15 protein-coding genes and 1 tRNA gene are annotated in these 13,765 nt (G+C 49.3%); 5 read left to right on the forward strand and 11 right to left on the reverse strand.

Annotation, left to right across the window (positions count from 1 at the left end; translation table 11 throughout):
• Nucleotides 1-31: 31 nt before the first annotated feature.
• Entirely contained in the window at nt 32-1,045 is a 1,014-nt protein-coding gene (gene serB / locus ELR70_RS21105; RefSeq protein WP_054015944.1) for a phosphoserine phosphatase SerB, read from the reverse strand.
• Between the two features lie 121 nt (nt 1,046-1,166).
• Between serB and ELR70_RS21110 the strand changes: the two genes are divergently transcribed.
• Together ELR70_RS21110 and ELR70_RS21115 are read left to right on the forward strand one after the other, a co-directional pair.
• Nucleotides 1,167-1,787 carry an AhpA/YtjB family protein gene (locus ELR70_RS21110; protein WP_054015945.1) on the forward strand — a complete coding sequence of 207 codons (621 nt, stop codon included), beginning with the start codon at nt 1,167-1,169 and terminating at the stop codon, nt 1,785-1,787.
• Nucleotides 1,788-1,972: 185 nt separating this feature from the next.
• Nucleotides 1,973-2,152: a hypothetical protein gene (locus tag ELR70_RS21115; protein WP_054015946.1), complete on the forward strand. Its 180-nt coding sequence runs from the start codon at nt 1,973-1,975 to the stop codon at nt 2,150-2,152.
• A 63-nt stretch (nt 2,153-2,215) separates the two neighbouring features.
• Here the strand turns inward: ELR70_RS21115 and ELR70_RS21120 are convergent, their stop codons facing one another.
• The 4 genes from ELR70_RS21120 to prfC all read right to left on the reverse strand — a co-directional run bounded on the left by ELR70_RS21120 (nt 2,216) and on the right by prfC (nt 7,242).
• Nucleotides 2,216-2,977: a TatD family hydrolase gene (locus tag ELR70_RS21120; RefSeq protein WP_054015947.1), complete on the reverse strand. Its 762-nt coding sequence runs from the start codon at nt 2,975-2,977 to the stop codon at nt 2,216-2,218.
• A 10-nt stretch (nt 2,978-2,987) separates the two neighbouring features.
• Nucleotides 2,988-3,626: a pyridoxamine 5'-phosphate oxidase gene (gene pdxH / locus ELR70_RS21125; protein WP_054015948.1), complete on the reverse strand. Its 639-nt coding sequence runs from the start codon at nt 3,624-3,626 to the stop codon at nt 2,988-2,990.
• Between the two features lie 95 nt (nt 3,627-3,721).
• Nucleotides 3,722-5,464 carry an arginine--tRNA ligase gene (gene argS / locus ELR70_RS21130; RefSeq protein ID WP_054015949.1) on the reverse strand — a complete coding sequence of 581 codons (1,743 nt, stop codon included), beginning with the start codon at nt 5,462-5,464 and terminating at the stop codon, nt 3,722-3,724.
• 188 nt (nt 5,465-5,652) lie between these two features.
• Nucleotides 5,653-7,242, reverse strand: a complete 1,590-nt coding sequence (prfC, locus tag ELR70_RS21135) for a peptide chain release factor 3 (RefSeq protein WP_054015950.1) — start codon at nt 7,240-7,242, stop codon at nt 5,653-5,655.
• A gap of 292 nt (nt 7,243-7,534) precedes the next feature.
• Here prfC and ELR70_RS21140 point away from each other — a divergent pair, with 292 nt between their 5' ends.
• Both ELR70_RS21140 and ELR70_RS21145 read left to right on the forward strand, forming a co-directional pair.
• Nucleotides 7,535-8,275: an alpha/beta fold hydrolase gene (locus ELR70_RS21140; protein ID WP_054015951.1), complete on the forward strand. Its 741-nt coding sequence runs from the start codon at nt 7,535-7,537 to the stop codon at nt 8,273-8,275.
• 66 nt (nt 8,276-8,341) lie between these two features.
• The gene (locus tag ELR70_RS21145; RefSeq protein WP_054015952.1) at nt 8,342-9,301 is read left to right on the forward strand and encodes a zinc transporter ZntB; all 960 of its coding nucleotides are present in this window, start codon (nt 8,342-8,344) and stop codon (nt 9,299-9,301) included.
• 37 nt (nt 9,302-9,338) lie between these two features.
• On the opposite strand, the gene ELR70_RS21150 is transcribed toward ELR70_RS21145, so the two are convergent.
• Nucleotides 9,339-9,413 (reverse strand) — tRNA-Arg (locus ELR70_RS21150).
• A gap of 221 nt (nt 9,414-9,634) precedes the next feature.
• Here ELR70_RS21150 and ELR70_RS21155 point away from each other — a divergent pair.
• A complete protein-coding gene (locus ELR70_RS21155; RefSeq protein WP_054015953.1) occupies nt 9,635-9,817 on the forward strand; it encodes a helix-turn-helix domain-containing protein in 183 nt (60 codons plus the stop codon).
• 99 nt (nt 9,818-9,916) lie between these two features.
• On the opposite strand, the gene ELR70_RS21160 is transcribed toward ELR70_RS21155, so the two are convergent.
• From ELR70_RS21160 to ELR70_RS21180, 5 genes are all read right to left on the reverse strand, one after another.
• Nucleotides 9,917-10,705 (reverse strand): phosphotransferase, encoded by a 789-nt coding sequence (locus ELR70_RS21160; RefSeq protein WP_054015954.1) that lies wholly within the window; start codon nt 10,703-10,705, stop codon nt 9,917-9,919.
• Nucleotides 10,692-11,312 (reverse strand): nicotinamide riboside transporter PnuC, encoded by a 621-nt coding sequence (gene pnuC, locus ELR70_RS21165; RefSeq protein WP_054016056.1) that lies wholly within the window; start codon nt 11,310-11,312, stop codon nt 10,692-10,694. The genes ELR70_RS21160 and pnuC overlap by 14 nt, the downstream gene beginning before the upstream one ends.
• Nucleotides 11,312-11,566, reverse strand: a complete 255-nt coding sequence (locus tag ELR70_RS21170; RefSeq protein ID WP_054015955.1) for a hypothetical protein — start codon at nt 11,564-11,566, stop codon at nt 11,312-11,314. The genes pnuC and ELR70_RS21170 overlap by 1 nt, the downstream gene beginning before the upstream one ends.
• Nucleotides 11,567-11,596: 30 nt before the next feature.
• Nucleotides 11,597-12,133 carry a nuclear transport factor 2 family protein gene (locus ELR70_RS21175; protein ID WP_235577110.1) on the reverse strand — a complete coding sequence of 179 codons (537 nt, stop codon included), beginning with the start codon at nt 12,131-12,133 and terminating at the stop codon, nt 11,597-11,599.
• Between the two features lie 85 nt (nt 12,134-12,218).
• Nucleotides 12,219-13,595, reverse strand: coding sequence for a Gfo/Idh/MocA family oxidoreductase (locus ELR70_RS21180; RefSeq protein ID WP_054015956.1), 1,377 nt, complete (start codon nt 13,593-13,595; stop codon nt 12,219-12,221).
• Nucleotides 13,596-13,765: the final 170 nt, after the last annotated feature.

The raw sequence follows: 13,765 nt of genomic DNA on the forward strand, positions 1-13,765 counted from the left end.
TTATGCCCGCTTTGCTTTTAGTAACTCACAACTAGACCGGGACACTCAGCAAATAAAGCAGCTGAGTCAAAGACCCTTGGGTAATGGCGGCATCGGCCTGCTCTACCACTTTAGGTTTGCCGTGTACTGCAACGCCTAAGCCCGCAGCGGCCATCATGATTAAATCATTTGCTCCGTCGCCCATAGCCACGGTTTGCCTGGGTGCAATGCCAAACTGTGTAGCCAAGGATTTAAGGACTTCGGCTTTTTTACTGCCATCGACGACTTCACCCAGCACTTTGCCAGTAAGCTTGTTCTCTGCAATTTCCAGTGTATTGGCAAAAACGGCATCCAGCTGTAAGGGCGCTTTTAACGCTTCGGCAAACCAGGTAAAGCCACCGGAGGCAATTGCGAGATGCCAGTGATGGGCTTTAAGAATTTCACATAGCTGTGCAACCCCCTCCATCAGCGGCAGGTTATCTTTGAGCTGCTGGATAAGCGGCAATTCGACTCCGGATAGCTTAGCAACACGCTGATAAAGACTGTCGTTAAATGCCAGCTGCCCGGCCATCGCCTGTGCAGTGACGGCGGCGACCTCATCATAGACCCCGGCCAGTCTGGCAATTTCATCAATGCACTCAATTTTGATTGCAGTGGAGTCCATATCCATCACCAGTAAACCAGGCTTGAGTATGCTGGGCGGCTGACTGATTGCGGCACCTTGCAGGCCACACTGTGCCGCTAATGCGCGAATGGTCGCGCGCACATCGCGTGTCGACTGGGTATATAAAACCAGTCCGGGTGCCATGTCAGCTGTGGGTTGATACAGCGCTAACCTGGTGACCTCAATATCCGCACGCAGGCACTGCCCTAAAACCTCCAAAACAGTCTCCTCGCTGATCTCGCCACCAAAGAAGCACAAGTACTGACCGTCTTCTGACAATGGACAAGCGCCAGGCTTAAGGTGATCGTCGTTTTCAATCTGGTACCAATTTGCTAAGGTAAGAAGCTGCTGAGCAGGCTCAGCGATGGCACGCAACTGGATTGACGCGAGTGACTTTGACATGGATACTCCTGATTGGGGTCATATCCGGTTCTTCTGAACCGATGTATTAGTACTTGTTTGGTAACGGTATGCGCCCTTTGTAACATCTTAATCATGGCATGTCAGCAGGCAAACAAGATCTATGAAAAATACACAAGCCCTTGAATATCTCTCGTCGTCACGCAACCGCCGGTTACTGCGCCTACTGGTCGCCGCAATGTGCTTTTTAACCGTTACCTGGCTGGCCTTTAATACCAGCTTTCGCTCTCATCAGCTGTTACACACCAATGCCGATCACACAGGCCGTAGCCTGACGAAACAACTGGCGCTGAATGCTGCTTTACCGCTTAGTCGTATGGATACGCCCCAACTCAGGGCTTTGTGTAATCACCTCGCCAGCGACGAATTTGTACTGTCGGTCAGGCTCTACAATCAACAAGGCCAATTTGTTATCGGCAACGATGGCCAGGATGCACCACCTGAGATAACCGACTTGCCTCGTCATTTAGCCGGGTTGACTCAGTCTAAGCAGCCCATTATTGAACCCATTTATGATACAGAGCAACAACCCATAGGTTTCGTCAGCGTCGAGTATTTAACCGAATCCGCGATGGCCGAAAGTCACCGCCACTTCCACGAGCTGGGTCGCGTGGTGCTGCTGATGCTGGCTATTGCCTGTATTTTTACCTGGCAAATTGGCCGGGCCTTAAAGCGCTGGGAAGTGAAACGTCAGATCCGCAATAGCGTTGCTGATGAGCAATAGCACTGCCAGTAACCCTAAAAACCAGCATGGGCAATAAATCACAAAAAAACAAAAAGTTAAAATTGTTGACATCAGGTTGGAATTAAAATAATTTTTTACTGTGAGTTACCAGAATGGGTAACTAGCTTACCGCGCTGAGCAATTAAATTCGGCGTTGGCACAATTTCAAGTTTAAGGAAAATAAAATGAAATTACAGATTAAAAAGAAAAAAATAAAAGTGCTATCTAGTCAAAGTAACCTCAACCGTTTGGCAACTCCCAATGTTGCAGGAGCTGGTTTCATTACGCATGTTGAGTTTTGCAATGGTAATAAAACGAATTTTAATTGTGCCTCTAATGGCTTTGAATACTGCACAATTAAGTAGGTGCTGACTTTGAGAGGTTATATACCTCTCATTCAACTCTTGCTGCTTACAGCCTTTACTTCCCTATCCAAACATCTCTCCTGACGCACAATAAAGTGCTTCTGCAATAGCCTGCGGTGACTCGTCGCGAATAGCGCACAAATGCTCAAATACCTCCACCAACCGTTTAGGTAGATTTGGCTGACCCTGATACCCTGCCAACGGCATAGAAGGCGCATCGGTTTCCAACACGAGAGAGTCCAACGGCACTTGAGCCAGTGTAGTGCGGGTTTTCGCCGCCCGCGGATAGCTAATGGTGCCCCCCACGCCAAGTTTAAAGCCCAGTTTGAGATACGTGTTGGCATCTTGCAGTGAGCCGGAAAAGGCATGAATAACGCCACCGTTTTGAGGTGGCAGCTGTTTAAACGCCGCTGCCAGCAGGTGATGGCTTTTTCTGTGGTGCACTATCAGCGGCAGGCCGAGTGCATTGGCCAGCGTAATGTGTTCGATAAACAGTGCCTGCTGCGCGGGGATATCCTCTACCATGGCATCTATGCCACACTCACCTATGGCCACCAGCTCTAAGCTATGCTGGTGTGCAAGTGCGGCCAGTTGCGCCATATCACCCGCTTTATGCTGCGCCATAAAGTACGGATGCAGGCCAAAGGCGATTTTGACGCCTGAATACTGCCGCGCAAAAGCGGGCAAGGTGCGGCATTGAGCCAGCGTCACCCCCGGCACCACAAACTGCTCGACCCCCAGTGCCCGTGCCTCACTCAGATGCTCCGCAAGGTGTGATGCAAGCTCAGTAAAGTCGAGGTGACAATGGGTATCGACAAAACGCATAGTTTCTACCTTACGGGTTCAGACGCTCAACCAGCCACTGCCCGCTTGCATCTTTACGATACATAAAGCGGTCGTGTAAACGGTGCTCTCCCCCTTGCCAAAACTCAATCTGGTGGGGTTTAACACAATAGCCGCCCCAGAAATCTGGCAGCGGAATATCGCCTTTGGCAAACTTGGTTTTCATGCTGTTAAAGGTTTGCATCAGGGCCTGACGAGAAGACACCGGGCGCGACTGCTGTGACGCCCAGGCGGCCAGCTGGCTTTCCTTGGGACGTGACAGAAAGTATTTCGCCACCGCCGAGGTTGGCAGCTGCTCGGCCTCACCATACACAATTACCTGACGCTCCAGATTGTGCCAGGGAAAGTGCAATGAAATCTTGTTATTGCCTTTGAGTTCCTGTGCCTTACGCGACCCGGTATTGGTAAAAAACACAAAGCCGTTATCGTCAACCTGCTTGAGCAACACAATACGCTGCGACGGCTGACCCTGTTCATCTACCGTGGCCACCACCATGGCAGTCGGATCGCTGAGGTTTGCATCCACCGCCTGCTGCAGCCAGTGCTCAAACTGTACTATGGGGTTATCATCCAGCTTCTCGCGGGAGAGGCCGTCTTTGGTATATTCGCGACGAATATCATCAAGTTTCATGGTGGTCATTCCTTATATAATACAAAAGGCCGCAATATTGCGGCCTTAGTCTAGCATGTAACGGACAGGGTGAGCTGCATGATCTCACCCGGGGTTTACATCTGCTCCATCACCTCGATGCCAAGCAGCTCCAGACCGGTTTGCAGTGTTCTGGCAACCAGATTACACAATAACAGTCGGCTTTCACGTACCTCAGCAGACACATCGTCTTTGAGGATAGGACAGGCTTCATAGAAGGTCATGTACAGACTCGCCAGCTCGTACAGATATCCACACAATACGTGCGGTGTCGCTTCGCCGATCATCAAGTCTAACACTTCTTCCAGTTGCAGAAGCTTCAGCGCCAGCGCCTTTTCTTGTGGTTCAACAATGCTGATGTTGCCGCTCAGTGCTGCACTGTCAACACCCGCTTTACGGAAGATACTGCGCACACGGGTATAAGCATACTGCAAATAAGGTGCCGTAGCGCCTTCAAAGCTCAGCATGGTATCCCAGTTGAAGATGTAATCACTGGTACGGTGCTTCGACAGGTCGGCGTATTTTACCGCACCAATACCCACTTTACGGGCGATTTCAGCACGGGCTTCTTCGCTCAGCTCAGACGCGCGGTCAGCCAGTTTTTCGCTGGCACGGCTGACGGCTTCATCAAGTAGCTCCGCCAGCTTAACCGTGCCGCCGGTACGGGTCTTGAATGGTTTACCATCGCTGCCCATCATAGTACCGAAAGGACAGAACTCATAGCTGGTTTCGTCACGCAGCAAACCTGCCTTACGGGCAGTCAACTCAACCTGATTAAAGTGCAAGCTCTGACGTGCATCGACAAAGATCAGGATACGCTCGGCACCCAGCTCATTAGAGCGATAGTCACAGGCCGCAAGATCCGTTGTGGCATACAGGAAACCACCGCCAGATTTTTGCACGATAAACACCGACGGCTCACCGTCTTTGTTTGCCAGCTCATCCAGGAACACCACCTGCGCGCCCTGATCTTCAACCGCAATGTTTTTCTCTTTTAGCAGCTCGATAATACCGGCCAGACGATCGTTGTAGGCACTTTCAGCCATGATGTCGTCGCGAGTCAGCGTCACATTGAGCTTTTTGTACACTTCTTCAGAGTGCTTAACAGAAGTGTCGATAAACAGCTGCCACAACTTCTGACAGTGCGCATCGCCGCCTTGCAGCTTAACCACGTAATCACGGGCTTTGTCTGAAAAGCCTTCTTCGTCGTCAAAACGCTTCTTAGCGTCACGGTAGAAAGTTTCTAAATCGGCTAGGGCCACATTTTCCAGGTCAATGCCTTGTGCCAGCATGTCTTCCAGATGGGCTATCAGCATACCGAACTGAGTACCCCAGTCACCCACGTGGTTCTGACGTGTGACTTTGTCACCACGGAACTCAAGGGCGCGTACCACCGCATCACCAATGATGGTCGAGCGCAGGTGACCTACGTGCATTTCTTTGGCCAGGTTAGGCGATGAGAAGTCCACCACCACATTTTGTGCCTGAGCGTGCTCAGCTACGCCCAGCTTGGCGTCCTGATTGGCCGCTTCCAGGCTGGTTGCCAGAAACTCAGGCTTCAGGTGGATATTGATAAAACCCGGGCCGGCGATTTCGGTTTTTGCAGCCAGGTCGCTGACATCCAGATTATCAATGATCTTCTGTGCCAGCTCACGCGGGTTGGTTTTCAGTGCTTTCGCGGCGCCCATTGCGCCATTGATCTGATAGTCACCAAACTGTGCCCTGGTGCTTTGCGTCACCGCCGGGTTAGTGCCTTCAGGGATCCCTGCCGCAGCCATCGCAGACAGAGCTTTTTCAATCAGAATACTTTTAATGTTCATTGTGTTTCCTTTGGGTCAGTGCCTGCGTGTGCACTGAGCAAACATCATCGACGCCCTCAGGCGCCGGCATAAAACGCGGCTCGTTCAGTTAAGCGAACAGGCGGGGCGGACTTACCAGCTTAAGATAAGCCCATAGCTCAAATCAACCCACACCATTACTTTTGCGAGTATTTAACAGCCCACAGTGTTTAGTGTTCGCGTGTCTGATGGAATTGTACGTCCGGATAACGCTCCATCGACAGGTTCAGGTTAACGCGACTTGGCGCAACGTAAGTCAGGTTATCACCTCCGTCGAGTGCCAGGTTTTGCTCGCATTTACGGCGGAACTCTGCCAGCTTTTTCTCATCGTCACAATTAACCCAGCGCGCTGTCTGAACGTTGACGCTTTCATAAATCGCATCCACGTTGTACTCAGACTTCAGACGTGCCACAACCACATCAAACTGCAGCACACCAACCGCGCCAACGATCAGATCGTTGTTGATCAACGGGCGGAATACCTGAACCGCGCCTTCTTCTGATAACTGTACCAGGCCTTTCAATAGCTGTTTTTGTTTCAACGGATCTTTAAGACGGATACGACGGAACAGCTCAGGGGCAAAATTCGGGATACCGCTGAACTTGAGCTTTTCACCCTGAGTGAAGGTATCACCAATCTGGATGGTGCCGTGGTTGTGCAGACCAATGATATCACCAGCAAAGGCCTCCTGTGCGCGCTCACGATCGCCCGCCATAAAGGTCACGGCATCTGAAATACTCACCTGCTTGCCAAGACGTACATGGTTCATTTTCATGCCCTGAGTATATTTACCCGACACGATACGCATAAAGGCGATACGGTCGCGGTGTTTCGGGTCCATGTTGGCCTGAATTTTAAATACGAAACCGGTGAACTTCTCGTCATCTGCGCTCACTTCACGCTCGTCTGTCTGACGTGGCAGCGGCGACGGTGCCCACTCTGTCAGGCCATCCAGCATATGGTCCACACCAAAGTTACCCAATGCAGTACCGAAATACACAGGTGTGAGTTCGCCGCTCAGGAATAGCTCTTTGTCGAATTCATGAGAGGCACCCATGACCAGTTCCAGCTCTTCACGTAACTGCTCTGCCAGGCTTTCGCCGATGGCGGCATCTAAGTCTGCGTTGTCGAGCCCCTTAATGGTGCGGACGTCCTGAATGGTGTGACCCTGACCGGTTTGATACAAAATAGTCTCGTCACGATGAATGTGATAAACGCCTTTAAATTCTTTACCACAACCAATTGGCCAGGTAACCGGTGCACACATGATGTTCAGCTCGGTCTCAACTTCGTCCAGCAGCTCCATCGGATCGCGGATATCACGGTCCAGTTTGTTCATGAAGGTCACGATAGGCGTATCACGCAGGCGGGTGACTTCCATTAGCTTACGAGTTCGATCCTCAACACCTTTCGCGGCATCAATTACCATCAGGCACGAGTCCACAGCAGTCAGGGTACGATAGGTATCTTCCGAGAAGTCTTCGTGTCCCGGCGTATCCAGCAGGTTTACCAGGCTGTCGTTGTACGGGAACTGCATGACTGAGGTCGTCACCGAGATACCACGTTCTTTTTCCATGTCCATCCAGTCTGACTTTGCATGCTGGTTGGAGCCACGACCTTTAACCGTGCCGGCTTGTTGCAGGGCCTTACCGAACAACAATACTTTTTCTGTGATGGTGGTCTTACCCGCATCCGGGTGTGAGATGATAGCGAAAGTACGTCGCTTATTTATTTCATTGAGGAAAGTCTGATCTGCCATTAGTCAATTCTTTTGGTTATACGCGGATCCATACATGCTGCGCAAAGTGTGCGCACGACACTTTGCAGGGTCATCCGGCGGGTTCATTTTTAATCGTGCACTATTTTCGCCGATCTTGGCACTTTTAACAATCAATGAAGGCAAGTTCAATCAGGATTTCGTGCAACACTAGGTCAATTCTGTCTTACGCATCTGAAAGTCTGAGTATTATGTGAATATTTTTTGAATAAAATGACGCGGCTGAATATCGTCTGGTAGGATAGTTCCCAATTCCAGAAAAAGACATAACGATATGAACAACAAGCTTTTTGTAATACCTAAACCAAACCCCAATGCAAAACTCAGACTCTTCTGTTTTCCCTATGCCGGGGGCTCTCCTGCGATATACATGCCCTGGAGTAATGCACTGCACCCCGATGTAGAGCTGGTATTGCTACAATTCCCCGGCCGGGGCGCTCGCATGGGAGAAGCGGCCCATGTTGACATGCAGCGCAAAGTCAACGAACTGCTCGCACATCAGGCGTTTCTGACCGAAAAACCTTATGTTCTCATGGGCCACAGCTTGGGTAGTCGGGTTATTTTTGAAACCACTAAACACTTGGCTGAACGAAACGCGCCTCTGCCACGCCACCTCATTGCTTCAGGCAGCCGCGCACCCCACACTTCCTCAGATAAAGAGCGTATCCACAACCTGCCTCACGACGCCTTTGTCGCTGAATTATACAAGCTCAATGGCACGCCCAAGGAGCTGCTGGAGCACAAAGAACTGATGGAGTTACTACTGCCCTTACTCAGAGCCGACTTTCAGATTGCCGAGTGTTATCAGGGAGAAGCAATCGCTCTGCCCTGTCCAATCACCGTATTCCATGGATACGATGACAGTGATATCAGCGATGAACAACTGCATGGTTGGCAAGACCTCAGTGACCATACAATTGATATTCACTACTTCCATGGCGATCACTTTTTCATTAATCAATGTCGTGATGAGGTGATCCGTGCGGTGAATCAGGTGCTCAGTAAAATACTGTAGTGGTGCTTGCCAAAACACCTCTGCTAACCAATGATAAACATACTTGTTTACCCGTAGGGATTGAATATGGAAGGCTTACTTCATGCGCTTAGCCTCAATGGTCAGGGTGGCACTGTGCCTGTCACTGATCTGGCACAGGCACTCCAAGACGAACAACCAATATGGTTGCATTTCGACTATACCTGTGAGGCTGTACAACACTTTCTCAGCCAGCTAGATTGCTTACAGGAGTGGGAGTGGCAGGCACTACTTGCCGAAGAAACCCGCCCTCGCGTGACCCGGGCCAGTCAGGGCTTGTTGCTTTTTTTACGGGGCGTTAATCTAAACCCGAGGCAAAACCCCGAAGACATGGTTTCAGTCCGCTGTTTTGTCAGTAAAAACCTGTTGATCACCTGTCGTAAACGTGTGTTGATCTCTATCGAAGATTTACGTGATGCCCTACTGGATGGGGCTGGTGCACACACTATTAGCGACCTGACTTGTGCTTTGATCGATCGTCTGACACACCGAATGCAAGACACACTATGGCAGGTCGAAGAACAGCTGGACGAATTTGAAGAACAGCTCGATAAAGAAGAGTCTCAGCCTGACTACCATCAAATTACCCTGTTGCGGCGCCAGGTGATCTCGTTAAAGCGCTATATTAAACCGCAGCGCCAGGCAATCTATGACCTGATCGATACCAAGGTAAGCTGGCTCAGTCTTGAGCAAAGGCGGTTATTGGGTGAAGCCAATAATACCCTGAGCCGCTATATTGAAGAACTCGAAGCCAGTATAGAGCGCGCACAGGTACTCCAGCAAAGCATCGCCAATCAGCTCAATGAACAACTTAACCAGCGCATGTATATCATGTCTGTTGTAGCGGCTTTGTTTTTGCCTTTAGGCTTTTTAACGGGTCTGTTGGGTGTCAATATCGGTGGTATTCCAGGCACCGAGAACCCTTGGTCATTTACTATCTTTGTGATTTCATTGGTGGTATTGACCATCGCAGTTGCGATACTTTTTAAGCGGAGAAAATGGATTTAGGCGCTTGATATAAGACTAGCAAGTTTGCAGTGAAAAATGGCGCTCTCGCTAGGGATCGAACCTAGAACTTGGCCTCCGGAGGGCCACGTGATATCCATTTCACCACGAGAGCAACATCTTTGTGGTGCCAATAATAATCATATCGAACAGCAAATACCAGTCATTGTTGTCTATATGCTTAATTTATAGTCTAAAACTGGAAAAAAGACTTCACATAGAGCGAAATTCGCGATATTTAACTATGCTTAGAACAATAACAATAATGACGACCTGTTAATACAAGGGAAATTGGTCTTCCTGTATTAACATGACATCATCTGAGAGGACCGTATTATGACTCCAATGACCACTGAACAAGTTGCTGAATTTTTAGATGTTAAAGTGGAGCGCGTCAGACGACTGGCACGCGAAAACCTTCTGGTTGCCAAACAACAGGACGACCAGGGCGAACCGATTTTTGATAAAGAAGATGTAGAAAAGTATAAAGAACTGGCACAACGGTTGGGAGGTATTTAGCCCCGCGAAAGGCTGACCAGTCATTTCTTCCCACGTGCTTCGTTATCAGCCTGTTTTTATGCCCGAATGATTTCGGGCTGACATGCCTGTGCGAAGCAACTAGCCCCGCCAGACTTTAAGTTGTACCCACAAAGGTCTTATATACTGATCTAATCCACGCTGCTGATACCAGGCGATACTAAGTAGCAGATAAACCTGAACATAACACTTTAGCTTGTCTTGAGCATAAGCAGGCATAGCTGTGTTCAACAGTGTATAATACTGACTCAACATAGCATTGCCCTGATGCACTGTCTGTGAAAATGACGTACACAAAGCCGCTAAATCAAAATACCGATCATTGTACTGCGCGTATTCAAAATCGATAAACATCGGTCCCTGGGCTGTTGCCAGTATATTGTCCCTGACCAAATCATTGTGGCAAAAGCAGATATCCCCCTCAAACTGCGCCAACTGCGAACACAGTTGTGTTGCATATGCAGATTGTGCCAGCACCTGGCCTGCCTCTGTCAGGGCAGTGCTCAAACTCAGATGTCCGATCTCAGGGAAAGCAAACTGATGTAATGTCTGCAGCCTCGTTAATAGCGCTTCATTGAGACTAATCGCTTCGTTGCTCTGCGTGACAAATTCAAATAAGGCCAGCCGAGAGTGCGCGTCATAGACAACCGGAGGTTGCGCCACGCCAACTTCTGCCAGCTGACGTTGCGCATCCAATGCCATTGTGGGCAACGCATTTGAGTAGCACTTTAGCAGATAGCTCTGCTGTCCTACCTCCAGGTAGTAATTCTTATTACTTAACCCTTTATCGAGCGGTCGCAACACACGGGTTGAAACATCCTCAAAGGCCTGCCTGAGCAAACCTTCGAGTTGGGCATTACAAAGCGGCAAGCGGCTTACCCTCTTTGTCTTGATGTACCTCGTACCAGCGTACATAGCCCCAGCAGACCATCACAGTATAGAAGCCGAACAACACCAGTGTGGGATAATAGCCCTTGAGGTAATACAGATACATGGAAGCGGCATCGATCACCACCCAGTATAACCAGTTCTCCAGTACCTTGCGGGCAACAAGATAAGTTGTCACAACAGCAAAGCAAGTCGTCAGGCTATCCAGATAGGCCAGTTCAGCATGGGTATAATTGTCCATTACATACCCTATCGCCAGTGCCACAGCTAAGGTGCTCAGAATGATAACTGTATGGCACAATAAGGACCAGGATACGATGGGCAGTGACTTATCCTGCCGACCACTGCGCCACATCCACCAACCGACCACCGCCATAAACATGTAGTAAAAGTTCAGCAGTGATTCCATCAGCAATGCGCCATTCCAGTACATCACGGTGTAGATAAATGTACTGACAAATGCCGCAGGCCAGCACCAGGAGTTTTCCCGAATTGCCAGCAACAAGTAGGCCGCGGATAAAATAACAGCCAGATACTCCCACATTGACATGGCGGTAAACCCAGCCAGAGTTTCAGTAAGCCACTGCATCATGACTGAGGTGACAGATCGCCACTGATAAATTTGCAGACAAACACTATTTTACCGAACTGTTCAAATGAGCGCTTCATTTGCTTAGATAATACCGCCATCAGCAGATCATAGTCGCCAAACACTTGGGTGGACATGGTATTTGTTACCACTTTGAGCTCCGGATGCTGATTCAGCCGCTCAATAAAGTCTTTGATAAACGGAATATAGTCCGAGTGTAATGGGTATTTGCTGATCTCAACAGAGAGTTGCATAGCAGAGTCCTCGCCAGAGTTATAAAGGGATTAGTTGCTTAGAAGGTTTAAATTACTACCACCGTCCGTCAATGTGAGAGGCCGGTAGTTGATCCAATCCTGCTGATAGGAAATCTTATTGTCCGAGTTAAAATGCAACACGGTTGTAAACCGCCAGGGCCCCATTTCCCGCCCTTCATATGTAAAGCGAACATAGGTACCACGAATAACAGCACGTCTTTGCTGCTCATTGACGATCACCTCGTCCAGTATAAAGGTTTGTTCACCATCCAGAATTTGTACGTTTCCCGCCGACCAGTTAAAAAACTCAGCCAGCCCCTGTTTATCTTTGACGACAAACCCATAGATCATGTCTTCAAGCTGCACATCATCGGCATAATAAGACAAAAAGTGTTCAAAGTCCTGACGCGCCTGATAGGTCGCAATATAGTTATTTATGTGCTGTTGAAGCTTACTGGCATGGTGTGTTTGCTGGGTACCGCTTGGTGTCAAACCACAACCAGCTGTCAGCATAGTGATCAATAAGATCAGACACAAAAAGACATGAGTTTTAAATGATCCGCGCAAACTTACCTCCGAGTATGAGTATCTATCAGGTATTAACCCTGAAATGATACCACACCCGGATTGGATGATCTGTGTTGGCAAGCAACTATACGCCAACAATCCCCAATGGTTTTGCACTTTCCCAGGCACCCCGGGTAAAGTCAGGAATAGTGACTGACTCACTGCGATTTGCAACTGACAGTGCCGACAAAGGCGAAATCACTGACCAGGCTGCGCCATCATAGACATCCTGATCCAATGGCTCGCCATTGCGTAGACAGTAAATCATTCGCCAAAACATCAAGAAATCCATACCACCATGGCCACCATTACGTTCCGCCTCGGCCCCCATTTTCAGCCATAAGGGATGATCATATTTAGCATACCAGGCATTCATGTCCTCATCCCACTCATGAAAGGACTTACTACCGCCGTGCTCCAGCGCAATGCGATTTGGGAATCCGGCAAACACGCCATTGGTACCCTGGATCAGGTTATGTCTGGAGTAAGGGCGTGGCGTCGTCGTGTCGTGCTGGATCATGATGCTGCGACCTTTGATCGTTTTAACCAAAGTCGTATTCATATCTCCAGCCACATATTGCCATCGATTGCGCTCATGGTCCGGTGCAAATTCTCGCGCAGCATAAGCTGCACGGCCCAGTGCCGGAGAACTCATGGACGTCAGATAATCAAACCGGTCGCCCCGATTGATGTTCATATACTGAGAAACCGGTCCCAAACCATGGGTGGGATAAAGGTTACCGTTACGTTTGGTGTGCCACTGCGTACGCCATGAGCCGGTTTTATGTTCCAGCTCTTTCATCTGCCAGCGTAATTCATGAATATAAGCCGCTTCACCATGTAACAGTTCACCAAACAGGCCCTGACGCACCATATTCAGCACCATCAGCTCATCACGGCCATAGTTGACGTTTTCCATCATCATACAGTTTTTCTGGGTACGTTCTGCGGTGTCAACCAGTTGCCACATTTCTTCAACCGTCAGAGCCAATGGCACCTCGACAAAGGCATGCTTACCACTTTCCATAGTATCCACAGCCATAGGTGCGTGCCAGCGCCATGGAGTTGAAATGATAACGATGTCAATGTCATCCCTGGCAAGCATTTCCCGGTATGCAAATTCAGACCCCTGATACAGCGCTGGTGCTTTTACTCCACGCTCAGCGAGGTAGTTTGCTGAGCGCTGTAACACTTCATCATGGGTATCACACAAGGCAACAATCTCAGCCCCATCAATATGACTCATGCGTTTAACATGGCCATACCCCCGCTGGCCCACGCCAATGAAACCGACACGAACAATGTCCATTTTTGGTGCTATCAGGCCAATCACTGATTTACCCTGTCGCTCTGGTACATGTTGCAACGGGTCCGCTTTACTTTGCGCACACCCAGAAACGACACCTGCGGCCGCTGCAACCCCGGCAGCTTTGAGAAAATCTCGGCGATTTAAATTTGTCATTATTATTATCCTCGAAGATACTTCCCCTGAACGCTAACGGATTGTACACAAGGTTGCAAAAGCATTGCGACAAACAGGTATCTAATCGGTACAAAGTGATATTCTAGCTGCCCACGTTAGCGCAATAGGCATTTCAGACGTAAAAAAAGCGCCTTACGGCGCTTTTTTTA

The sequence above is a fragment of the Pseudoalteromonas sp. R3 genome (assembly GCF_004014715.1).
Taxonomy (GTDB): Bacteria; Pseudomonadota; Gammaproteobacteria; order Enterobacterales; family Alteromonadaceae; genus Pseudoalteromonas.